This is a genomic window from Streptomyces sp. NPDC059874 (assembly GCF_042731135.1).
GTDB lineage: Bacteria > Actinomycetota > Actinomycetes > Streptomycetales > Streptomycetaceae > Streptomyces.
In genome coordinates, this window is record NZ_JBHWJY010000061.1 from 1 (window position 1) to 20,151 (window position 20,151).

General features: G+C 72.1%; 16 protein-coding genes, 2 tRNA genes and 1 pseudogene. 8 read left to right on the plus strand and 11 right to left on the minus strand.

Annotation, left to right across the window (positions count from 1 at the left end; genetic code table 11):
- The first annotated feature begins 382 nt into the window (after positions 1 to 382).
- From ACFV9H_RS28730 to ACFV9H_RS28740, 3 genes are all read left to right on the plus strand, one after another.
- Positions 383 to 1,663: a sensor domain-containing protein gene (locus ACFV9H_RS28730; RefSeq protein ID WP_385403708.1), complete on the plus strand. Its 1,281-nt coding sequence runs from the start codon at positions 383 to 385 to the stop codon at positions 1,661 to 1,663.
- Positions 1,651 to 2,301 (plus strand): LuxR C-terminal-related transcriptional regulator, encoded by a 651-nt coding sequence (locus ACFV9H_RS28735; protein WP_385403710.1) that lies wholly within the window; start codon positions 1,651 to 1,653, stop codon positions 2,299 to 2,301. The genes ACFV9H_RS28730 and ACFV9H_RS28735 overlap by 13 nt, the downstream gene beginning before the upstream one ends.
- 56 nt (positions 2,302 to 2,357) lie before the next feature.
- Positions 2,358 to 2,431, plus strand: a tRNA-Lys gene (locus ACFV9H_RS28740).
- A gap of 86 nt (positions 2,432 to 2,517) precedes the next feature.
- Here the strand turns inward: ACFV9H_RS28740 and ACFV9H_RS28745 are convergent.
- Positions 2,518 to 3,276: an IclR family transcriptional regulator gene (locus ACFV9H_RS28745; protein ID WP_385403712.1), complete on the minus strand. Its 759-nt coding sequence runs from the start codon at positions 3,274 to 3,276 to the stop codon at positions 2,518 to 2,520.
- 228 nt (positions 3,277 to 3,504) lie between these two features.
- Between ACFV9H_RS28745 and ACFV9H_RS28750 the strand changes: the two genes are divergently transcribed.
- Positions 3,505 to 4,638 (plus strand): LLM class flavin-dependent oxidoreductase, encoded by a 1,134-nt coding sequence (locus ACFV9H_RS28750; RefSeq protein WP_385403714.1) that lies wholly within the window; start codon positions 3,505 to 3,507, stop codon positions 4,636 to 4,638.
- 254 nt (positions 4,639 to 4,892) lie between these two features.
- On the plus strand, positions 4,893 to 6,590 hold the full coding sequence (locus ACFV9H_RS28755; RefSeq protein ID WP_385403717.1) for a glycosyl hydrolase family 18 protein: 1,698 nt from the start codon (positions 4,893 to 4,895) through the stop codon (positions 6,588 to 6,590).
- 79 nt (positions 6,591 to 6,669) lie between these two features.
- Here ACFV9H_RS28755 and ACFV9H_RS28760 read toward each other — a convergent pair whose 3' ends face one another.
- Positions 6,670 to 7,233 (minus strand): ALF repeat-containing protein, encoded by a 564-nt coding sequence (locus ACFV9H_RS28760; RefSeq protein ID WP_385403719.1) that lies wholly within the window; start codon positions 7,231 to 7,233, stop codon positions 6,670 to 6,672.
- Positions 7,234 to 7,370: 137 nt separating this feature from the next.
- Positions 7,371 to 9,269, minus strand: a complete 1,899-nt coding sequence (locus tag ACFV9H_RS28765; RefSeq protein ID WP_385403722.1) for a putative bifunctional diguanylate cyclase/phosphodiesterase — start codon at positions 9,267 to 9,269, stop codon at positions 7,371 to 7,373.
- A 346-nt stretch (positions 9,270 to 9,615) separates the two neighbouring features.
- Here ACFV9H_RS28765 and ACFV9H_RS28770 point away from each other — a divergent pair, with 346 nt between their 5' ends.
- Entirely contained in the window at positions 9,616 to 10,851 is a 1,236-nt protein-coding gene (locus ACFV9H_RS28770) for a M6 family metalloprotease domain-containing protein (protein ID WP_385403724.1), read from the plus strand.
- Between the two features lie 65 nt (positions 10,852 to 10,916).
- Here the strand turns inward: ACFV9H_RS28770 and ACFV9H_RS28775 are convergent.
- The 4 genes and pseudogenes from ACFV9H_RS28775 to ACFV9H_RS28790 all read right to left on the minus strand — a co-directional run bounded on the left by ACFV9H_RS28775 (position 10,917) and on the right by ACFV9H_RS28790 (position 12,816).
- Positions 10,917 to 10,990 (minus strand) — tRNA-Lys (locus ACFV9H_RS28775).
- A pseudogene (locus ACFV9H_RS28780) lies at positions 10,981 to 11,557 on the minus strand (hypothetical protein). Before ACFV9H_RS28780 ends, ACFV9H_RS28775 begins: the two are co-directional and overlap by 10 nt.
- Before the next feature lie 268 nt (positions 11,558 to 11,825).
- Positions 11,826 to 12,167 carry a hypothetical protein gene (locus tag ACFV9H_RS28785; protein ID WP_385403726.1) on the minus strand — a complete coding sequence of 114 codons (342 nt, stop codon included), beginning with the start codon at positions 12,165 to 12,167 and terminating at the stop codon, positions 11,826 to 11,828.
- 79 nt (positions 12,168 to 12,246) lie between these two features.
- Positions 12,247 to 12,816: an NADPH-dependent FMN reductase gene (locus ACFV9H_RS28790; RefSeq protein WP_385403728.1), complete on the minus strand. Its 570-nt coding sequence runs from the start codon at positions 12,814 to 12,816 to the stop codon at positions 12,247 to 12,249.
- A 121-nt stretch (positions 12,817 to 12,937) separates the two neighbouring features.
- On the opposite strand from ACFV9H_RS28790, the gene ACFV9H_RS28795 reads away from it, so the two are divergent.
- Positions 12,938 to 13,423 carry a MarR family winged helix-turn-helix transcriptional regulator gene (locus ACFV9H_RS28795; RefSeq protein ID WP_385403730.1) on the plus strand — a complete coding sequence of 162 codons (486 nt, stop codon included), beginning with the start codon at positions 12,938 to 12,940 and terminating at the stop codon, positions 13,421 to 13,423.
- Positions 13,424 to 13,426: 3 nt separating this feature from the next.
- Here the strand turns inward: ACFV9H_RS28795 and ACFV9H_RS28800 are convergent, their stop codons facing one another.
- From ACFV9H_RS28800 to ACFV9H_RS28810, 3 genes are read right to left on the minus strand one after another with little or no spacing between them, the layout of a single operon-like run.
- Positions 13,427 to 14,761: an AAA domain-containing protein gene (locus ACFV9H_RS28800; RefSeq protein WP_385403732.1), complete on the minus strand. Its 1,335-nt coding sequence runs from the start codon at positions 14,759 to 14,761 to the stop codon at positions 13,427 to 13,429.
- Positions 14,758 to 16,329, minus strand: a complete 1,572-nt coding sequence (locus ACFV9H_RS28805) for a hypothetical protein (protein WP_385403733.1) — start codon at positions 16,327 to 16,329, stop codon at positions 14,758 to 14,760. Before ACFV9H_RS28805 ends, ACFV9H_RS28800 begins: the two co-directional genes overlap by 4 nt.
- Positions 16,317 to 17,462, minus strand: a complete 1,146-nt coding sequence (locus ACFV9H_RS28810; protein WP_385403735.1) for a hypothetical protein — start codon at positions 17,460 to 17,462, stop codon at positions 16,317 to 16,319. The genes ACFV9H_RS28805 and ACFV9H_RS28810 overlap by 13 nt, the downstream gene beginning before the upstream one ends.
- 149 nt (positions 17,463 to 17,611) lie before the next feature.
- On the opposite strand from ACFV9H_RS28810, the gene ACFV9H_RS28815 reads away from it, so the two are divergent.
- Entirely contained in the window at positions 17,612 to 18,220 is a 609-nt protein-coding gene (locus ACFV9H_RS28815; protein WP_385403737.1) for a histidine phosphatase family protein, read from the plus strand.
- 94 nt (positions 18,221 to 18,314) lie between these two features.
- Here ACFV9H_RS28815 and ACFV9H_RS28820 read toward each other — a convergent pair whose 3' ends face one another.
- Positions 18,315 to 19,922 (minus strand): collagen binding domain-containing protein, encoded by a 1,608-nt coding sequence (locus ACFV9H_RS28820; protein ID WP_385403739.1) that lies wholly within the window; start codon positions 19,920 to 19,922, stop codon positions 18,315 to 18,317.
- Positions 19,923 to 20,151: the final 229 nt, after the last annotated feature.

The window sequence follows — 20,151 nt, forward strand, 5'->3', positions numbered from 1 at the left end:
CACCTGCCAAGTGCGCGAGGACGAGGAGATGCTCCGGCGGGGCACCGCCCCAACCCAGGCCGATCCCGGCCCAGGAAAATCCAGCCTCGCCGGCGTTTGAGGCGCGGGGTCTGGGGCGGAGCCCCGGCAGCGAAGCCGCCCCGACCGGGCCGGTCCGGGCCAGGGGACAACTCCAGCCCCGCCGGGAGGCACACGGCGGAGCCCCGGCAGCCAAGCCGCCCCGATCAGGCCGGTCCCGGCCAGGGGACAAACCCAGCCCCGCCGGGAGGCACGCGGCGCGGGGACGGAGCCCCCGGAACGGCGGCCGCGCCAACCGGCCCCGGAGGGGGTAGGGCCGGCCATACCATGGGCCCGCCCCGGCGCCCCGGCTAGCTTGGGCCGCATGGACGATCACGCCCGCACCCCCTGGCAGGCCCTGGCCCGCGGCCGCTACCTCCGCAGCGCATGGCCCTGGCGAGCCGCAGGCTACCTGGCCGGGAGCGCCCTCACCGGCATTCCCGTCCTCCTCGCCCTCACCCTCCTCGCCACCGCCGGCACGGCCCTCGGCATCGTGCTCGTCGGCCTGCCCCTCCTCGCCCTGCTCGGCCTCGTCGGCGTCCCCACCGGCGCCGTGGAGCGCCGCCGGCTGCGGATGGTCGACCTCGACCCCGCCCCCACCCCGCACCGCACCCCCGCCGAGCCCGGCCTCGCCGCCTGGGCGCGGCTGCGCTTCCGGGAGCAGGCCACCTGGCGGGAGCTCGCCTACGCCTTCCTGCACGGCTTCGTGCTCTGGTGGGTGGACCTGTCCGCCCTCGCGCTCCTCCTCGGCGCGCCCCTCGTCCTCCTCACCACCCCCCTCCAGCTCGCCCTCGCCTACGACGCGGAGGTCAAGGTGCTCAAGCTGTGGCTGGTCACCTCCTACCCGGCCGCCTTCGCCTGCGCCGCCGCCGGGGCCGTGCTCCTGCCCGCGCTCCTCCGTCCCCTCGGCGCCCTCGCCGGCGCCCGCGCCGCCCTCACCCGCGCCCTGCTCGCGCCCCGCGAGCGCGAGCTGAAGGGCCGGCTCGAGGAGGTCACCCGTTCCCGCGCCCGGCTCGTCGACGCCTTCGAGGCAGAACGCCGCCGTATCGAACGCGACCTCCACGACGGCGCCCAGCAGCGTCTCGTCGCCCTCACCATGAGCCTCGGCCTCGCCCGTCTCGACGCACCTCCCGGCCCGCTCGCCGACCAGCTCGCCGCTGCCCACGCGGAGGCCGGCAAGGTCCTCGCCGAGCTGCGCGAACTGATCCACGGCATCCACCCCCAGGTGCTCACCGACTACGGGCTCACCGGCGCCCTCGCCGACATCGCCGAGCGGTCCGCCATCCCCGTCGACACCGACATCGACACCGCGCTGCCCCGGCTCCCGGAGTCCGTCGAGGCAGCCGCCTACTTCGGCGTGTGCGAGGCCCTCGCCAACACCGGCAAGCACAGCGGCGCCGCCCGCGCCGCCGTCACCGCCCGGCACACCGGCTCCGCGCTGCTGATCGACGTACGGGACGACGGGCGCGGCGGGGCGGATCCGGCCGGCGGATCCGGACTGACCGGACTCGCCGACCGGATCGCGGTCCTCGATGGCACACTGACGATCACCAGCCCGCCCGGCGGGCCGACCGTCCTGAGCCTGGAGATCCCTTGCCCGGTTTGAAGATCGTCCTCGCCGAGGACGGCGTCCTGCTGCGCGAAGGGCTCGTCGGTCTGCTGACGCGTTTCGGCCACGAGGTGGCCGCCGCCGTCGGGGACGCGGACGAGCTGCGCACCGCCGTCGCCGCGCACGACCCGGACATCGTCGTCACCGACGTACGGATGCCCCCCGGCTTCACCGACGAGGGACTGCGCGCCGCCGTCGAGCTCCGGGCGGCCCGCCCGAGCCTGCCCGTACTGGTGCTCAGCCAGTACGTGCAGCGGTCCTACGCCGCCGACCTGCTGGACTCCGGCGACGGAAGCGGCGTCGGCTACCTCCTCAAGGACCGGGTCGGGCAGGTGGAACAGTTCCTCGACGCGGTGGTCGCCGTGGCGGCCGGCGGCACGGTGGTGGACCCGGAGGTCGTACGCCAGCTGCTGCGCCGGCGGCGCGACCCCCTCTCCGCGCTGACCCCGAGGGAGCGCGAGGTGCTGGGCCTGGTGGCCGAGGGGAAGTCGAACGGTGCCATCGCCCGGGATCTGGTGGTCTCCGAGGCGGCCGTCGGCAAACACATCGGGAACATCCTGGGAAAGCTGGACCTCCCGCCCGCCGAGGAGACGCACCGCCGGGTGCTGGCGGTGCTCGCCTACCTCCGGGGGTGAGGGCCGGGTAATGGTTTTGAGCACCCCTGGGGACCAGGTAGTATTTTCTCTGTCAGGCGCCGCTAGCTCAGTTGGTTAGAGCAGCTGACTCTTAATCAGCGGGTCCGGGGTTCGAGTCCCTGGCGGCGCACCTGTACTTCGGGCGGTTTCCGGTTCACCGGGAACCGCCCGAAGTGTTTTCCGGGCCGACGCCGTCCGGGCGGGAGCCCGCACCCCCTAGAGGGTGAGCGACAGCAGCAGTGGCGCGGCCTTCCGGTTCAGGGTGTCCGCTGCGGCGCGCAGCCGGTGCGCGTGTTCCACGGGCATCGACAGGGCCAGGCAGCCCACCGAGGCACCGGCCGTGATCGGGACCGCCGCGCAGACGGTGCCCACGGCGTACTCCTGCAGGTCCAGCACGGGCACGGTGGCCGGCTGGGCGTCCAGCTTGGAGAACAGGATCCGCTCGTTCACGATGGTCTTCGACGTGAGCCGGGCGATCTTGTGCCGGGACAGGTGGTCGCGCCGCCCGTTCAGGTCGAGCTGGGTCAGCAGGCACTTGCCGACCGCGCTGGCGTGCGCGGCGGAGCGGAAGTCGACCCACTCGTGCACCTTGGGGGTGCGCGGGCTGTCCGCGAACTGCGTGATCCGCACTTCGCCGTCCACGTACCGGCTGATGTAGACGGCCGCGCCGACGGAGTCCCGCAGCCGGTCCAGGGTGTCCTGGAGCTTGTCCGTCAATGCTTGCTGCCGATCGGTGCCGGAGCCGAGCAGGACGAGGGAATCCCCTATGGCGTAGGCGCCGTCTGACACCTGCAGGACATATCCCTCCCGGCGCAGCATGAGCAGCATCGGGGCGAGATGGACTGCGGGCAGGCCGGTCTCACGCGCGATCTGCACGTCGGTCACACCACCGGTGTGCCGTGCGATCGTTTCGAGTACGCGCAGTGCGTACTGCACCGAGTGGAACGGCGCGGTCGGCTCGGGCTTCAGCGCCACGGTTTCCCCCTACCAGGTTGTTACCGCTTGCCCTACCACGATAGCCATCAAGAGGCCCATGTGGAGCGCCTGTTGAGGAGATTGATGGCTCAATCACGCCGCCTCGCCTGTAGCTACTCCTCTGGCATATGCCAAGGTCATGGGCATCGTCCCGGGTGCCGGGAATGCCCGGTCGTCGCGGATGGTTCGAACTCCTCGTACGGACGTGGACACGGGACGGGAGCGACGATGAGTGACACCGGGGACGCGCGTCGGCAGGACGGCGGAGGAGGCCGGGAAGCGGCGGGCGGGCCCATCCGCGCCACCGCCCTCGGGCGGGCGCCCGTACCGCTCTCCGTCCTGGACCTCGTCACCGTCGGGGCCGGCCGCACCGCCCACGAGGCGCTGCGCACCAGCGTGGCGATATCCCGGCTCGCGGAGTCCCGCGGGTACCACCGCCACTGGGTCGCCGAGCACCACTCCATGCCCGGGGTCGCCAGCTCCTCCCCGGCCGTGATCCTGGCGCACCTGGCCGCGCACACCTCCCGGATCCGCCTCGGTTCGGGCGGGGTGATGCTGCCCAACCACGCTCCGCTCGCCGTCGCCGAGCAGTTCGGCACCCTGGAGGCGCTCGCCCCGGGCCGGATCGACCTCGGGCTCGGCCGGGCCCCCGGCACCGACGGGCGCACGGCCGCCGCGCTGCGCGGGCCCGGCCGCCTCGACGAGGCCGCGGACGAGTTCCCGCGGCGGCTCGCGGAGCTCACCCGCTTCCTCGACGACGACTTCCCGGACGGGCATCCGTACGCCCGGGTGCACGCCGTACCGGGCCCGGTCCAGGGCCCGGTAGGGCGGCCGCCGCTGTGGCTGCTCGGCTCCTCCGGCTTCAGCGCGCGCCTCGCCGGGGAACTCGGCCTGCCCTTCGCCTACGCCCACCACTTCTCGGCGGCCGGCACCCTGCCCGCGCTCGACCTCTACCGACAGAGCTTCCGCCCCTCGGCCGTGCTGGACGCCCCGTACGCCGTCATCGGGGTCTCGGCGCTCGCCGCCGACACCGACGCGGAGGCCCGCGCCCAGGTGCTCACGGGCGCGCTGTCGATGCTCCGGCTGCGCAGCGGTCGGCCCGGTCTGATCCCGACGCCCGAGGAGGCGGCGGCGTACGCGTTCACCCCGCTGGAGCGGGAGTTCGTGGACGGTTGGCTCGCGAACGTGGTCCACGGCACCGCCGACGAGGTCCGGAGCGGGCTCGACGACCTGGCGAAGCGGACGGGCGCGGACGAGCTGATGCTGACCGCCAACGCGCACGGCGGGGAGGCCCGGTTGCGCTCGTACGAACTCGTCGCAGATGCGTACGGCATGGAGCCGCAGGGCCCTGCCGTCGGCTGATCGTATGCGAACGGGGTTTGGCTGGTTTGTTGCCGAAACCTTGCGCGGAGGTGCCTGAAGGGAGCCTTAAACCGCTCGTCACCCGGGGTGGCGGGCGGTTTTTGACGTGCGCTCAGGTCTCTGACGAGGACCTTTGTGGAGGGAGTGGTCTAGTCCTTCTTTGGTCCAAACCATTGACTCGGGCATGAGGTGATCGCTATCACTTCTCCCACCCGATCTCCTGAGTTTCCCTCCCACCCCCACGGAGAGAGTTCATGCACATCCGTAAACCCCTCGTCGCGGCCGCCGCAACGGCCGCGCTGGCAGCCGGAGCGCTGGCGGCCTTCGCGGGACTCGGCACCGCCCAGGCCGCCGGCGCCGCCACCACCGTGAGCAGCGGCGGCATCAAGATCGCCTACTACGACCAGTGGAGCGTGTACGGGAACGCCTTCTATCCCAAGCACCTCGACACGCGCGGCATAGCGGGCAAGCTGGATGTCATCAACTACTCCTTCGGGAACATCCACCCCACCAACCTCACCTGTTTCGAGGCGAACAAGGCCGCGGGCGACGACAACAACCCGAACGCCGGTGACGGCGCGGGCGACTCGTACGCCGACTACCAGAAGTCCTTCAGTGCGGCGGACAGCGTCAGCGGGGTCGCCGACAAGTGGGACCAGCCGATCGTCGGCGTCTTCAACCAGTTCAAGCAGCTGAAGGCCAAGTACCCCCACCTGAAGATCAACATCTCGCTCGGCGGGTGGACGTACTCGAAGTACTTCAGCGACGCGGCGAAGACCGACGCTTCCCGCAAGAAGCTCGTCTCCTCCTGCATCGACCAGTACATCAAGGGCAACCTGCCGGTCGAGGGCGGCTACGGCGGCGCGGGCGCCGCGGCCGGGATCTTCGACGGCATCGACATCGACTGGGAGTACCCGGGCTCGAAGGACGGCCACCTCGGCAACCACTACGCCCCCGAGGACAAGCAGAACTTCACGCTCCTGCTCAAGGAGTTCCGCGAGCAGCTCGACGCCCACGGCACGGCCAACGGCGGCAAGAAGTACCTGCTCACCGCCGCCCTCCCGGCAGGCCAGGACAAGATCAAGCACATCGAGACGGACAAGATCGGCGCGTACCTCGACTACGCGAACATCATGACCTACGACATGCACGGCGCCTGGGACGGCGACGGGCCGACGTACCACCAGTCCCCGCTCCAGCCCTCGGCGGCCGACCCGACCGACCCGATCGCCCCGGGCACCGAGAAGTACAGCATCGACAACGCCATCGACTCCTGGATCGACGGCAACCCGGCCTACGGCATCGCGGGCGGCTTCCCCGCGGGCAAGCTGACGCTGGGCTACGAGTTCTACTACCGCGGCTGGAAGGGCGTCGCGCCCGGCACCACCAACGGCCTCGCCCAGCCCGCGACCCAGGCCTCCGGCGCCCGGCCCACCAGCCAGCAGGCCGGCATCGCGCTGTACAAGGAGCTCGGCGGGATCGTCGACAACCCGGCGACCACCTTCTGGGACGACCAGGCCAAGGCCTCGTACTTCTACAAGGACGGCGAGTTCTTCACCGGTCTCAACCAGAAGTCCATCCAGGCCCGGGTCGACTACGGCAAGCAGCGCGGCCTGGCCGGCGCGATGATGTACTCCCTGCTCGGCCTGGACAACAACACCACGCTGCTGAACCAGATCTCGGACGCCCTCGGCGGAGCCACCCAGCCGCCGGTCACCACCCCGCCGACGACCACTCCGCCCACCACGACCCCGCCGACCACGACGCCTCCGACCACCACGCCGCCCGCCGGCTGCGGTTCGACCCCGGCGTACGTCGCGGGGACGATCTACACCGCCGGCCAGGAGGTCTCGCACAACGGCCGCAAGTACAAGGCCCAGTGGTGGACGCAGAACGAGACGCCGGGCACCACCGGTGAATGGGGTGTCTGGAAGGACCTCGGCGCCTGCTGATCGCCCCCCACCCCGCGCCGAGCGCCGGCCGCCCCCGCCCTCTCCTCAGAGGCCGGGGGCGGCCGTGTCCGGGGGCCGGTCAGACCTGGTACTGGCCGACCGTCACGAAGTACCGGAGGTCCTCCGGGGTTCCGTCCAGCGCCTTGTTGGCCGCCGCACGCAGGGCGTCGCTGATGCCCGGGCGGGCCAGGATGCGCAGGGTGGTGACGCGGTCGTCCTCGGCCTGGGCCGGCCGGAGGCCCGTGGCCAGGAACGCGGCGCGGTCGGCGGCGGTGCCGTCGAGGGCCTTGTTGGCCTCGCGGGTCACGCCCCTGCCCGGCTTGCCCGCCAGGATCCGCAGGATGGCGACCTTGTTGTCCTCGTCCCGGGCGCGGGCGAGGCCCGTGGTCAGGAAGGCGACCCGGTCGGCCGGGGTGCCGGAGAGGGCCGCGTTGGCCTCGCGGATCACGCCCTTGCCGCAGGCGCGGTCGGTCAGCAGCTTGACGATGGTGAAGGCGTTGTCCGTGTCCTTCGCGCCGACCTCGGCCGTGGCCCCGCAGACCGGCGGGGTGGCCGTGCCGGCGGCGAAGGACGGGGTGGACAGCAGCAGGGCCGGAGCGAGTGCGGCGGCGGCCAGGATGAGCGCGGCACGGGTCGGGTTCATGGTTCCCCCTTGGTCGAAAAGGCTTCGCTGTTCGATTCCCCCAGCGAATAAGTCCCTTTCACCCTAAGTCGGTTGTCCGCTGATGACTGAAGGATTCCGTTTCGTTTTGTTTTGTTACAGGAGTGGCTGGAGTTTCATCAGAGCAGGGGGTGCGGGGAGGGCCCGTCCTGTTCGGCCGCCGCGGAGGGCGTGGCCGCAGCGGCAGCGGCCGCGGCCGCCTGGCGGCCGATCATCCGCGCGATCGCGTCCGGCGGCACCGCCCGTGAGTACAGCCACCCCTGGCCCGTGTCGCAGCCGACGCGGCGCAGCCGGGCCGCCTGGCCGGCGGTCTCCACGCATTCCGCGGTGACGGTGAGGCCGAGCCGGTGCGCGAGCTGGACGAGGGCCTCGACGATGGTCTCGTCGGCCGGGTTCGGGTGGGTGCCCTCCTCGTAGCGGAAGCCCCGGACGAAGGAGCCGTCCAGCTTCAGGACCGAGACCGGCAGTCGGCTGAGGTAGGCGAGGTTCGAGTACCCGGTGCCGAAGTCGTCGATGGCGATCCGCACGCCCATGTCGCTGAGCGCCTGCAGCGCTTGGAGCGGCCGGCCCGCCGAGCCCATCACCGCCGACTCGGTCAGCTCCAGCTGGAGCAGCTGCGGCGCCAGACCCGTCTCGGCGAGGATCTCCGCGACGTCGCCCACCAGGTCCGAGTCCCACACCTGGCGCACCGCGACGTTGACCGACACGAAGACAGGGGCGTCGCTGGGCTGCTCGATCTGCCAGCGCCGCGCCTGCCGGCAGGCCGTGCGCAGCACCCACTGCCCCAACTGGACGATGGAACCGTCCTCTTCGGCGATCCCGATGAACCGATTCGGCGTCAGCGTGCCGAACTGCGGGTGGTTCCAGCGCACCAGCGCCTCGACCCCGCGCAGCGCCCCGCTCTCCAGGTCGACCAGCGGCTGGTACTCCAGCGCGAACTCCCCCCGCTCCACGGCCGGCCGCAGGGTGGAGGAGAGCGCCTGCCTCGTCATGCGGTGCGCGTTGCGCTCCGGGTCGAAGAGGGTCCAGCGGGCCTTGCCGTCGGCCTTGGCCCAGTACAGGGTCGTGTCGGCGGCCTGCATGAGGCAGGTCGCCGAGGTGCCGGCCGTGGCCCGCTCGACCACCCCGATGGACGCGGAGACCGACAGCCGCTGCCCGGCCAGGTCGAACGGCTCCTGTACGGCGGTCAGTACGCTCCGCGCCAGCTCGGCGAGCTGTTCGGTGCCGGTGGAGTCCTCCACGAGCAGGGCGAACTCGTCGCCGCCGAGCCGCGCCACGAGGTGGCCGCCCGTGCGCCCGTATCCGGACTGGTCGGCGCACTGGGTCAGGCGGGCGGCGACGGCGGTCAGCAGCCGGTCGCCGACGCGGTGGCCGAGGGTGTCGTTGACGGCCTTGAAGCCGTCGAGGTCCAGGTAGCAGAGCCCGATCCGGCCGGTGCCGCCGCCGTGTTCGTACGAGGAGGCCTCCAGGGCGGCGGAGAGCCGTTCGAAGAACAGGGCCCGGTTGGGCAGTCGCGTGACGGGGTCGTGCATCTGGAGGTGCCGCAGCCGGGCCTGGAGGTCGCGCCGGTCGCTGATGTCGGCGACGGACAGCAGGACGTCGCCGGTCCCGGGGACGGGCCCCAGGGTGACCTCCGTCCAAAGCGAGTGCCCGTCGGGGTGTTTGAGGCGCCGGGTGCAGCGGAGTCGGGCTTGGCGCCCGCGCAGCACCTCTTGGTACGCGGCCCAGGTCCGGGCTTCCGCGGCCAGGTCGACGAGGTCGGCGGCGCACCGGTGGGCGAGCTCGTGCGGCTCGGCGCCGAGCAGGCCGGCGAAGGCCTGGTTGGCGGTGACGACGTAGCCGTCGCGGTCGACGACGGCCATGGCGAGGTGGGCCGCGTTGAAAGCGGCCCGGTAGTCCCGACGTTCGGTCTCGGCACGGGACGGGCTCGCCGTCTCCGACACTGCCGGGTGACACTCCGTGACGGCCGATCGGATGCTGTCGGCCGCCGAACCGGTTCCTTCTGAGGTTCCGCTCACCGTTGGCTCCCGCAGTGCGTGTGAGTTCCGTGCAGGAAAGTGTGCCGATCATAGAGGCAGCCGGGAGGCCCTATCCAGCGGCGTCGCCGTGCGGGGGGCGGTGGTTCGGCGTGATGACGAATCGTGGGCCAAAGCTCGGGCGATCGTTTCTGCACGGCTGTGAGCATGCGGAGGTGTCTGCTGATCTCGCGTGATCGGTCGTGACGTTCTGTAGGTGGTGGCGTGAAGTCCAGGGGTCACCGACTTGCCGTACCGCTCACTCGTGTGGGGCAGCGGAACAAGGCATTAGTAAGACAATCGCCTCAAGGTGGGACGAGAGGGTACGAATCCACCACCGGAGGTCCATGTGCCGCGACAGCAGACACCCGGGGGAGTGGACCGCTCCCGCATCCGAAGTACCGCAGCGGCGCTCACTTCCCTGACGGCGCTCGCCGCCATGTCGCTCGTCGCGGGCCCCGCCGTCGCCGACTCCGGCGCCGGACCGTGCGCGCTGACCCGCACCGCGGCCCACCACTCCCTCGGCCTCGACACCTGGAACGGCGCCTACCCCAAGCCCGAGCGCACCCTGAACGCCGTCATGGTCTTCCTCTCCTTCCCCGACCACCGCACCGCCCTCACGCCCGCGGAGATCGCCGGCGACCACTTCCCCGCCACCAGCGATTTCTTCGAGCAGGCCTCGTACGGCCGCTTCCGCCTCGTCCCGCACCCGCAGCAGCGCTGGATCCGGATGCCGAAGCCGTCCACCGCGTACGGGATAAGGCGCGACTGGGCCCCCGAGGACCGGGCGGCCTACCTGAGGGACGCGGTCACCGCCGCCGACACCGAGGTGGACTTCGCCCGGTACGACGTCGTCTACTTCGTCGCCGACCCGGACGCGCCCGGGGTGGACTCCGACGCCACGAAGGTCGTCAACTTCGACCAGCCGATCGTCGCGGACGGCGCCGAGCTGCGGCGGATCGTCACCGTCTTCGAACGCCACCCGCCCGACCGCAACGTACTGGCGCACGAGACCGGCCACGTGTTCGACCTGCCCGACCTGTACCACCGGCCCACGGACGGCAAGGGCGACTGGGACACGTACGTCGGGGACTGGGACGTCATGGGCAGCCAGTTCGGCATGGCCCCCGACCTCTTCGCCTGGCACAAGTGGAAGCTGGGCTGGCTGGACGCCTCCCAGGTGGACTGCGTGCAGTCCGGCTCCTCGCTGCACACCCTCCAACCCCTCGCCCAGACCCCGCCGAACGGCGGCACGGGCGGCACCCGGCTCGCGGTGATCCGTACGGGCCCCGGCAGCGCGATCGCCATCGAGGCGCGGGGCTCCGCCGGCAACGACGGGGACACCTGCACGGAGGGGGTCCTCGTCTACCGGGTGCGCAACGAGGCGGCCTCGGGCGGCGGCCCGATCGAGGTGCTGGACGGGCATCCGCTGACGGAGGCCTGCTGGGACCGCTCGGTGTACCCGCCGCTGGCGGACGCCCCGCTGGAGGTGGGCGAGACGTACACGGTGCCGGGGGAGCGGATCAAGATCGAGGTCGCGGACCGGACGCAGTCGGGCGCGTACACGGTGAAGGTCACCACGTAGCCGCTCGGGCGGGCACGACACGAAGAAGGCCCCCACTCCGAGGAGTGGGGGCCTTCAACCGTCTGTGCGCCGCCAGGGACTCGAACCCCGGACCCGCTGATTAAGAGTCAGCTGCTCTAACCAACTGAGCTAGCGGCGCCTGCTGACGTCGTAGACATTACCAGGAGGTTCCGCGGAACTAAAAATCGATATCCGCAGTTCGGGCGGCGCGGACGAACGCCCACAGCAGGGCGTCGGGCCCGGGGAGCCAGGGTGTGCGGGAGTCGGGGGCCACCAGCCACCGGGAGGGCCCGGGCGTGGCGGCCAGCGGGGGCACGGTGACGGCGTCGCCCCGACCGTGGCACAGCGGCGCCGGAACGGTGCGGGCGCCTCCCCACTCCTCCCACGCCAGCAGCGCGGGCAGCCGGTGGGCGGTGCCGGGCGAGGCGAAGAGCAGCATCAGCCCGCGGTGCACGGCGACCGGGCCGCAGCCGGGCCCCTCGGCCCAGAGCAGGTCCAGGATGCGGCGCCCGAGCACGAGCGGCACGTTGACGACGTCGAAGGCCACCCCGCACGGCAACGCGGCGGGCGCGGTGGGTCGCGCCTGCCATGCGGCGAGGGTGAGCCCCGGATGCGCCCCGGCGGAGGCGAGCCAGGCCGCGCCCTGCGGGGTGACGTGGGTGGCGGGCGCGGTGCGGGTGTCGAGTGCGGGGCATCCGGGAGTCATGCGTCCAGGTCTACCCGGTGTGATGTTCCGCTCTCCGGGAGTTACCGGAAACGGGGACAGGAGGGGGGTTGCTGCGTTATGTTGCGCCCCGCATATGCCAGTCCGCTGCGCTTGGCGGGGCGGTGGTCATGCGCGGGCGGCACCACTGCCGGGGGCGCTGCCCCCGGACCCCCGCGCCTCAAACGCCGGCGAGGCTGGATGTGCGCCGCGGGGCGTGCACTTGCAGGCCGACAATATCCAGCCCCGCCGGCGTTTGAGGCGCGGGGTGCTACGGGAGCTCGGGGCTGCGTTGGAGGGATTCGCCGAATTCGATCATCTTGCGGGCGTAGTCCTCGGTCCACTCCGCCCGCTCGGCGATCGCCGCCGGCGACATCCGGTCGAACCGCCGCGGATCCGCCAGCTGCGCCGCGGCCAGTGCCTGGAACTCCACCGCCCGCTCCTGCGCGGCCCGGAAGGCCAGCGTCAGCTCCGTCGCGCGGCTCAGCAGCTCGCGAGGGTCCTCTATCGACTCCAGGTCGAAGAAGTGCTCCGGATCCGCCACGACCTCCGAGGGCTCGAAGAGCAACGGTGCGGGCCGCAGCCTCCGCTCGGTCCGCTCGGGCTCTGCCATGCCTGTCCTCCTGCTGCGCGTGCGAATGCTTCCGGGCCACCGTCCATTGTCCAACGCCACGCAAGACCGCACAGCGGGGTCAGACCGAGGCGGGCTCGGCCACCCGCCGCGCCGCCAGCTCCGCCACGTCGTCGAGTACGCCGGCCACCTCGGCCGCGAGGGCGTCCGGAGCCCGGAAACCCTCCGGGCCGACCAGCCCCGGGATGAACGGGATCGCCACGGAGCGCCCGGCGGGCACCATGCCGACCCGGGTGAGCACCGGCACCAGCATCTCGGCGGCCGGGGCGCCGCCCGTGTCGCCCGCGCTGTAGCTGACGATGCCGACCGGCTTGCCCTCCCACTCCCGGTAGAGGAAGTCGATGGCGTTCTTGAACGGGGCGGTGTAGCCGCCGTTGTACATCGGCAGCACGAGGAGGAAGGCGTCCGCCGAGTCGACCAGCGCGCTCCAGTCCTTGGTGTGCTGGTGGGTGTAGATGCCGCTGGAGGCGTACTCGGGTTCGTCCAGGAAGGGCAGTGCGACCTCGGCGAGGTCGACGGGGGTGACCTCGAAGTCGCCCCGGGCGCGGGCCTGCTCGGCGACCCATCGGGCGAGCGGGCGGCCGGAGGAGGTGGGGCGGGTGGCGGCGGAGATGACGTGGAGACGGGTCACGGCAAGACACTCCCGATCGGTGGGTGGCTCTGGTGGTTGACGTGTCACCTATGGAACCCGAGATGTGGGTGACGTGTCAACTAGGTAGGTGATGTGTCATCGATCTGGTTAGAGTGCGGACATGACCCCCTCACCCGAACCGCCGCGCTGGCTCACGGAACCCGAACAGGACGCCTGGTACGCCTGGCGTCGGATGTTCCCGCTGATCAACGCGGAGATCGCGCGGGACCTCGGCCAGGACAGCGGCCTCTCCGAGGCGGACTACGACGTCCTGTCCGTGCTCGGCTCCACGGACGGCCACCGCATGCGGATCAGCGCACTGGCCGAACTGATGCACTGGTCCCGCAGCCGGCTGTCCCACCAGCTCACCCGAATGGAGCAGCGCGGCATCGTCCGCCGCGAGGAGGTCGCCGCCGACGGCCGCGGTGCCGAGGTGGTCCTCACGGACACCGGCATCGAGACGATCAACACGGCGGCCCCGCTCCACGTCGAGTCGGTACGCCGCCACCTGATCGACGTCCTGACCCCGGACCAGCTCCGCACCTTCGCCGAGGTGGGCGAACTCCTCCGCGTCCGCCTCGGCGCCGAACGCAAGTCGCCCCGTTAGCCGTTACGGCTTCCAGCGCACCCGGTGTTCCGCCAGGTGCGCCAGCACCGACATGTTCGCCTCCCAGCCGTCCGGGAACTTCACCGTCACCCCCAGCTGCACCGGCTCCGTCGACGGGTGGTCGTCCAGGAGTTCCGCTATGCCCGCGCGGGCCACCACCACACAGGCGTGGCGGTGGCGGGAGGCCAGGACGCACAGGCGGCCCGTTTCCAGATGGAAGGCCGTGGCGTCCGGGCGGCCCGACAGGGGGTGGAGGACCACCGTGAGGTCGTACTCGCGGCCCTGGAGGCGGTTCGCGGTGTCCACCGTGACGCCCGTGACGCCGAGGGAGGACAGCGCGGCGCGGATCGCGGCCGCCTGGTCGCGGTGGGCGGTGCCGACTGCGATCCGGTCGGGGGTCAGGGGGGAGGGCGTCGGGGACTGCTCGTCCGTGGTGACCGTGCCGCGATCCAGGGCGCGGCGGACCACCAGGGCCACCGCCGCCACCGCCTCCGGGTCGGTGCGCGGCGTGTGCCGCGCGGGCAGTTCCAGCAGTCCCCAGCCCGCCTCGGCGGCCTCGTCGAGGACCCGGTCCGGACCGGAGCCGTCCGAGGGGACCCCGTACGAGAGCCGCCGCTCGCCCGGGCCCGTACCGCTGCGGAACCGCGTGTACGGGTAGAAGGCGCGCGAGACCAACGGCGCGGCCGACGCCGGGAGCCGCCAGGACACCGGCAGCCGGTGCTGCGGCAGTTGGGGGTTGTGGGCGAGGAGGGTGGACACCGCCGACGCCGACGGGTCGTAGGACAGGCCCGCCCACTGCTCGGCGCCGACCACGCTGAAGGGGTCCAACTGCCCCGGGTCGCCCACGAACAGCGCCCGCTCGAACAGGCCGGCCACGGCCAGCAGGGCGTCGGAGCGCATCTGGTACGCCTCGTCGACGATGGCGTGCTCCCAGGGCTCCGTGTCCTTGACGTAGGCCCACTTCGCCGCCGTGGAGATGGTGATGGGGAGTTCGGCCAGGTCGCCGGGCTTGGCCGAGAGGGTGACCGAGGGGAGCTCGCGCAGGGCCGGGTCGTACGCGTCGCCGTCGCTGCTGTGCAGCCGGCCGACCTTCAGCTCCGGGTCCTTGTCGGCGAGCCGCAGCACCAGGTCGTCGACCTGGGCGTTGGTCTGCGCCACCACCATCAGCCGGCGCCCGGCCGCGGCGAGCTCCCGGGCCGCGCGGACCACGAGCGTGGACTTGCCGGCCCCGGGCGGGGAATCGACGACCACACCCCGCTCGGTCCCGTGCAGGGTGTCGTACAGGATGGCGGCGGTCGCCTCGGCGGCCGCGGCCCCCGGGTCGAAGGTCGCGGTCACAGCAGGTCCTCGTCGGTCACGGTGTCGGGCAGGACGGGGGCGGTCAGGTGTCCCGGCGGGCCGCCGTGCGTCCACGGGGTCTGTTCCGGGTCCGGCAGCTTCGGGCCGCCGCGCGCGTCGTGTTCGAAGAGCGTCCAGCACACCCGGTCGCCCTTCTCCGGCACCGAGCCCGGTTCCGGCTCCTTGCCGCGGCCCATCTTGTCGAGGAGCTGCAACACCAGCCGCCCGTCCTCCTCGAAGCGGACGAACCGGGCGCTCTGCGGCCGCCCGTCCAGCGAGCGGAACACCTTCCCGCCGCCCCCGTCCGCGAGCCCGGGCCGGTCCTCGGTGGCCACCGTCACCAGCGGGCGCGGACTCGGGCGCTTCGAGTCCGTCCACTCCATCACCACCTCGGTGACCTCACCGGCGAAGGCCTCGCCCGCGAGCCGCCGGCCCGCCATCACCAGGGGGTCGTCCAGCGCCTCCTGCGCGTCGAGCCGCACCTGCTCGGTCTCCCGCGTGGCCAGCTTCTGAGCGGCCGTCACCGCGTCGTCGCGGCGCGGCTGCGGCGGCTCGCCCGCCCGTACGCGGTCCCGGTGGCCGGTGTACGACCAGCGGTCACGGGTCCAGCGCTCCTCCGCCCGCTCACCGGCCGGCAGGGCGCGCAGCAACTCGACGGAGCGCCACACCGCGTCCCAGGTGGGCCGCGTCTGCGCCGCCACGAGGGCCCGTACGCCCTCCTCGGCGCGGGCCAGTGCCCGCTCGTCGAACGGCTCCGCCGTACGCGCCGCGTCGTAGCGGGCCATCGCCGGGGCCAGCAGCTTGTTGTCGAAGGCCGGGTCGGTGGCCGGTCCGGCGGGCGGGACCAGCAGTTGGCCGTCGCGGTCCCGCGCCAGCTCGGCCCGCTCCGCCGCCCGGGCGCCGGATTCGCCCTCAGGGGGAGCTATCCAGGCCAGCAGCGCGGCCAGGTGCTGGTCCTCCAGGTTGCTCTGGCCGCTCGCCCAGTGCCGGGACAGCAGGTCGGTCGCCGACAGCAGCATCGAGGAGCCGGGCACCCGCGCACGCTCGCCGAGGTGCGTGAACCAGCGCCCCAGCAGCGGCACCCGCGCGGGCGCCGGATACGGGTTCTCCGGATCCTCCTCGGCCGTCCGCCGAAACCGCATCGACCGCCCCAGCAGGCGCACGTACTCGATACCCGCCCGGCTGGGCACGATCAGCTGCGGCGCGTCCAGGCACAGCTCGGCCTCGACCTTGGCCCGCTTCCCGGTCTCCGGGTCGGTCTCGGTGCGCTCGACCGGCTCGACGTCGTCCGCGTACGCGTCCACGTACGGCAGCACCTCGTCGGCGAGGGCGGCCAGGAAGCCCCACCGCAGGTCCCGGTCGCGCGGCTGCGGCACCACCAGCAGCCGCGGCTCGGCGGGATCCGTGCCGACGAGCGCGCCGAGCGGAGCCCCCGCCTCACCGGCCGTGGTCAGTGGTACGAGAACCAGCGGGCGCTCGCTCAGATGCCGGTGCCGCACGGTCGCGAGCGGCTGGGCGCGACCCGCGCGCAGGGCCTCCAGCCGGGCCAGGGTGGTCAGCAGGGACATGCGACGCCCTCCCCGGCCGAGCGGAGGGCCTCGGCGCGCAACCGGGCCGCGTGGTGCAGGGCTTCGGCCGTGGGATCACCCTCGGGGCCGGCTCCGGAGGCCGCCGCGAGGGCCGATTCGACGGTGGTCAGCGTGCCCAGCTCGCCGCGTACGGAACGGCCCAGCGCGGTCACCTCGCCGGCGGCGCGGGCCCGGTCCCGGCAGTGGAAGGCCAGCTCGCAGGCGGCGAGGCACTCGGGGGCGTAGGCGGCGTCCACCGCGGCCACGGCTTCGGCGAGTTCCTCGCCGGTCCGCGCGGGGTCGAAGGTCAGACCCTCGGGGAGCGCGGCGGCCAGCTCCTCGACCCGGGTCAGCCGATCCAGCTGGCGTCGGGTCACGGAGCGCTCGCGGCGGATGTCCACGGCGGAGGCGGTGGGCAGGTTGGAGAAGTCCTTCGGGCAGACCAGCAGCACGGTGTGCCCGACCTCGGCGCCGGTCAGCTTCTCGGCGGTCTTCTCCAGGGCGAGGACGTACACGGCGGCCTGGCGGGCGGCGGCGCCCACCTTCGCGGCGTCGGCGGACCCGTCGATCATCGGGAACGACTTGATCTCCACGACGGTCCAGCGGCCGTCAGGATGCACGACGACGGCGTCCGGCTCCAGGTAGGCGGGGGAGCCCGCCACCTCCAGGGCCAGCATCGGATGGTCCAGCAGCGTCCACGCCCGCGCCGCGGTGGCCTCGCGCAGGGCGAGCGCGGTCCGGGCGGCGCGGCCCTCGGGCCCGGCGGCGGCCAGGTCGGGGACGCGGGCGTCGGGGCCGGGCGGTTCGGCGCCGGCGCCGAGGCGCTCGTACACCAGCCGCAGCAGCTCGGCGCCGCCGTCGCCCTTGACCTTGGCCTCGAAGGAGTTGCCGCGCACGATGGCGAACTGCGACTGCCCGAACGCGGCGGGCGAGCCGAGGGCCGAGGCGAGGGCGGTCTTGTCCACGCCGGCGCCGTCGAGCAGGGCGCGTCTGCCGCAGCCGGGATTGGCGGCGAGCGCGGCCAGCGCCCGGGCGTCGAGCGGGCGCGGGGGTACGGCGGGGCCGCGCAGGCCGGCGAGCCGCTGCCGCAGCGTGGTCGGCTGCGCAGGGCTGCTGGGCGGGTAAGAGCTCACCCGCGGAAGTGTCCCATCCGCCACTGACAATCGCGGGCTTCGTCCGGGAAACGGCGGTTGGGCTCACCGCCCGTTCACGTGTTGGATGATGTACGGACGATGGAATCGCCCTAAAACCTCACAAACTCTCACCCACCGGGAGAACACACATGGCCCCCCGCATCCTGCTGGCCCGTCACGGCCAGACGGCGTGGTCCAAGCTCGGCAAGCACACCGGACGCACGGACGTGCCGATGCTGGAGGAGGGCCGGCGGGGCGCGAAGCTGCTGGGCGAGCGGCTGGCCCGTGACCCGTGGAAGGGCCTGCCGGGCGTGGAGGTGCGCACCAGCCCGCTGGTCCGCGCGAGCGAGAGCTGCGACCTGGCGGGCTTCGGCGCGCAGGCCGATCCGTGGCACGCGCTGATGGAGTGGGACTACGGCGACTACGAGGGAATGACCCCGGCCGAGATCCAGGCGATCCGCCCGGGCTGGCTGATCTGGCGCGACGGCGTCCCGGGAGGCGAGTCCGTCGCGGACGTCGGGGCGCGGGCGGACGAGGTGGTCGCGTGGGCCCGTTCCGCGGAGCGGGACGTCCTGGTCTTCGCGCACGGGCACATCCTGCGGACGCTGGCCGCCCGCTGGCTCGGCCTCGACGTGTCCTTCGGGGCCCGCATCCGCCTGGACCCGACCTCCCTGTCGGTCCTGGGCTGGGCGTACGGCGCGCCGGCGCTGGAACGCTGGAACGACACGGGTCACCTGGACGGGACCGGTAGCGCCTGACCCGGCGGCGGGGCAACGACACGGCGCCCGACGCGTGGTTCGCGTCGGGCGCCGTGTGCTGTGCGCGGTGGGTCAGTTCAGCGGAGCGTCAGGCTCACGGGTCGATGATGACGGTGCACGTGTACGTACCCGGAAGGAGGTCCGAGAACGTCTCGCTGTCGTCGTCGAACGCGGTCGGCGTGGTGTCGGGCGTGTCCGCAGTCTGTCCGGTGCAGCTGATCTTGGAGGCGGTTGCGTCCTGGGGGGTTTGGTTCGGGTTGGTCACCTGAGAGTCGAAGTCGACCGTGATGCGCGACAGGGGCGTGTTGATGAAGTCGATCGTCTCGCCCTCGAAGCCGTTGATCGGGCCGTTGGGCGCCGGGCACGACGCCGCGTTGTCCACCGTGAGCTTGTTGTCGGCACGGTCGCTCACGGACGTGTAGTTGGCGGGGGTGGTCTCGGTCACCGTGTAGTCCCCGAACAGCAGGCCGTCGAAGCAGGCCTGGCCGTGGGAGTCGGTCACCTTCGTCACGCCGTTGACCGTGAACTCGACACCCACGTGGGGCTCCGAAATTTTCTTCTCACCCATGCTCGGGTGGCGCAGCTTGTTCTTGGTGACCAGGATCGCGCCCGTCTGGCGGGGATTGATGAGCGGGACCTGGACCTTCTCGCTGGCCACGACCTCGATGGCCGTCTCGGGCGCCGCGGTGTGGCCCGCCGGGACACCGGTCTCGACGACCCAGTAGAAGCCCTTCGGGACGGCGGTGATGGTGCATTTGCCGTCGGCGGCGGTCGTGCACGTGAAGGTGGTGATTGGGTCTTCCGAGGCGGGACCACGCGTACCGCCGACGGGAGTGCCGTCGGTGTAGAGCGTGAAGGTCGCGTCGGCAAGCGGCCTGTCGGCATCGTTGGTCTTGATGATCTCGACGCTGCCGCAGTTGCTGATGGAGATGTTCGCGGGCGCGATGAAGTCCTTCATCGTCGACGTGAACGAGTCCGAGGCGCGGCTCTTGACGAAGGCCGAGCCGAGCGAGGTGCAGCCGTTCGAGCCGAAGATCGCCCTCAGGTCGACCGAGGCCTCGCCGAAGGTACGCGGGTTGAGCGCGCCCAGGCCGTCGGACTCGGAGGCGGGGATGGCGCTGGTGTTGATCGAACCCGTGGCCAGGCCCGCGCTGGTCAGGTCGACGGACGTACCCCATTGGCCGGACGTCGAGTTGCCCACCCACCTGCGCAGGCGGAGGACCGGATGAGTTCCGCCCTTGGACAGGTCGTAGCTGATCAGCAGGTCGCCGGCCGAGCGCAGCGGCGTGACGCCGTTGTTGCTGGGCGTCTGGCTCTTGTTGAACTCGAAGTCGTAGTTCGTCGTGCCCGTGTCGTTGTCCTGGCCCCGCGTCCAGTACATGTGGAGAAAGCCACCGTTGGCGCCGCCCTCCTGGAAGACGCCGAAGTTCTTCAGGTCGCTCTTGTCCGGGACGCCGCCGAATCCGACGGTCGTGTTGACGTCGTCTTCCTTGCTGCCCCCACCGAACGCGTTGTCCGTCTGGCCGGACGGGGTGTCGGCCCTTCTCACCTGCGTGACGTTCGCCCAGTCGAGCTCTCCGGCGAGATCGGGGCGGTCGACGCGCAGGTTGGCGTCAGTGTCGATCTCGAAGTTGCTGCCCAGCAGGCTGGGCGCCGGCGCCTGGGCCGACGCGAGCGCCGGAACCAGGCCCACCGAGATCATTGCGGCTGCCGCCGCCACTCGAATGCCTACGGACGCTCTGCTCTTGTGACGCTTTCCCGTTTGCCTGAGTGGTTGCACGGATTCCATCACTGCGGGTCCTCCCGTGGGTACCAGCCGCTTCTGAATTCAGGAACCGGGCGAACGACAAAGTCGGTCGGCGGTTGCTGCGCATCAGAGATAACACACGGAAGGGGACGTTTTCGGGCATTCATCCAGCATGGCGACTCGA

Excerpts from the sequence above, each read along its gene's own strand:
- ACFV9H_RS28730 (WP_385403708.1), top strand. The coding sequence starts at position 383 with ATGGACGATCACGCCCGCACCCCCTGGCAGGCCCTGGCCCGCGGCCGC.
- ACFV9H_RS28750 (WP_385403714.1), top strand. The coding sequence starts at position 3,505 with ATGAGTGACACCGGGGACGCGCGTCGGCAGGACGGCGGAGGAGGCCGG.
- ACFV9H_RS28755 (WP_385403717.1), top strand. The coding sequence starts at position 4,893 with ATGCACATCCGTAAACCCCTCGTCGCGGCCGCCGCAACGGCCGCGCTG.
- ACFV9H_RS28760 (WP_385403719.1), bottom strand. The coding sequence starts at position 7,233 with ATGAACCCGACCCGTGCCGCGCTCATCCTGGCCGCCGCCGCACTCGCT.
- ACFV9H_RS28785 (WP_385403726.1), bottom strand. The coding sequence starts at position 12,167 with ATGGCAGAGCCCGAGCGGACCGAGCGGAGGCTGCGGCCCGCACCGTTG.
- ACFV9H_RS28795 (WP_385403730.1), top strand. The coding sequence starts at position 12,938 with ATGACCCCCTCACCCGAACCGCCGCGCTGGCTCACGGAACCCGAACAG.
- ACFV9H_RS28805 (WP_385403733.1), bottom strand. The coding sequence starts at position 16,329 with ATGTCCCTGCTGACCACCCTGGCCCGGCTGGAGGCCCTGCGCGCGGGT.
- ACFV9H_RS28815 (WP_385403737.1), top strand. The coding sequence starts at position 17,612 with ATGGCCCCCCGCATCCTGCTGGCCCGTCACGGCCAGACGGCGTGGTCC.
- ACFV9H_RS28820 (WP_385403739.1), bottom strand. The coding sequence starts at position 19,922 with ATGATCTCGGTGGGCCTGGTTCCGGCGCTCGCGTCGGCCCAGGCGCCG.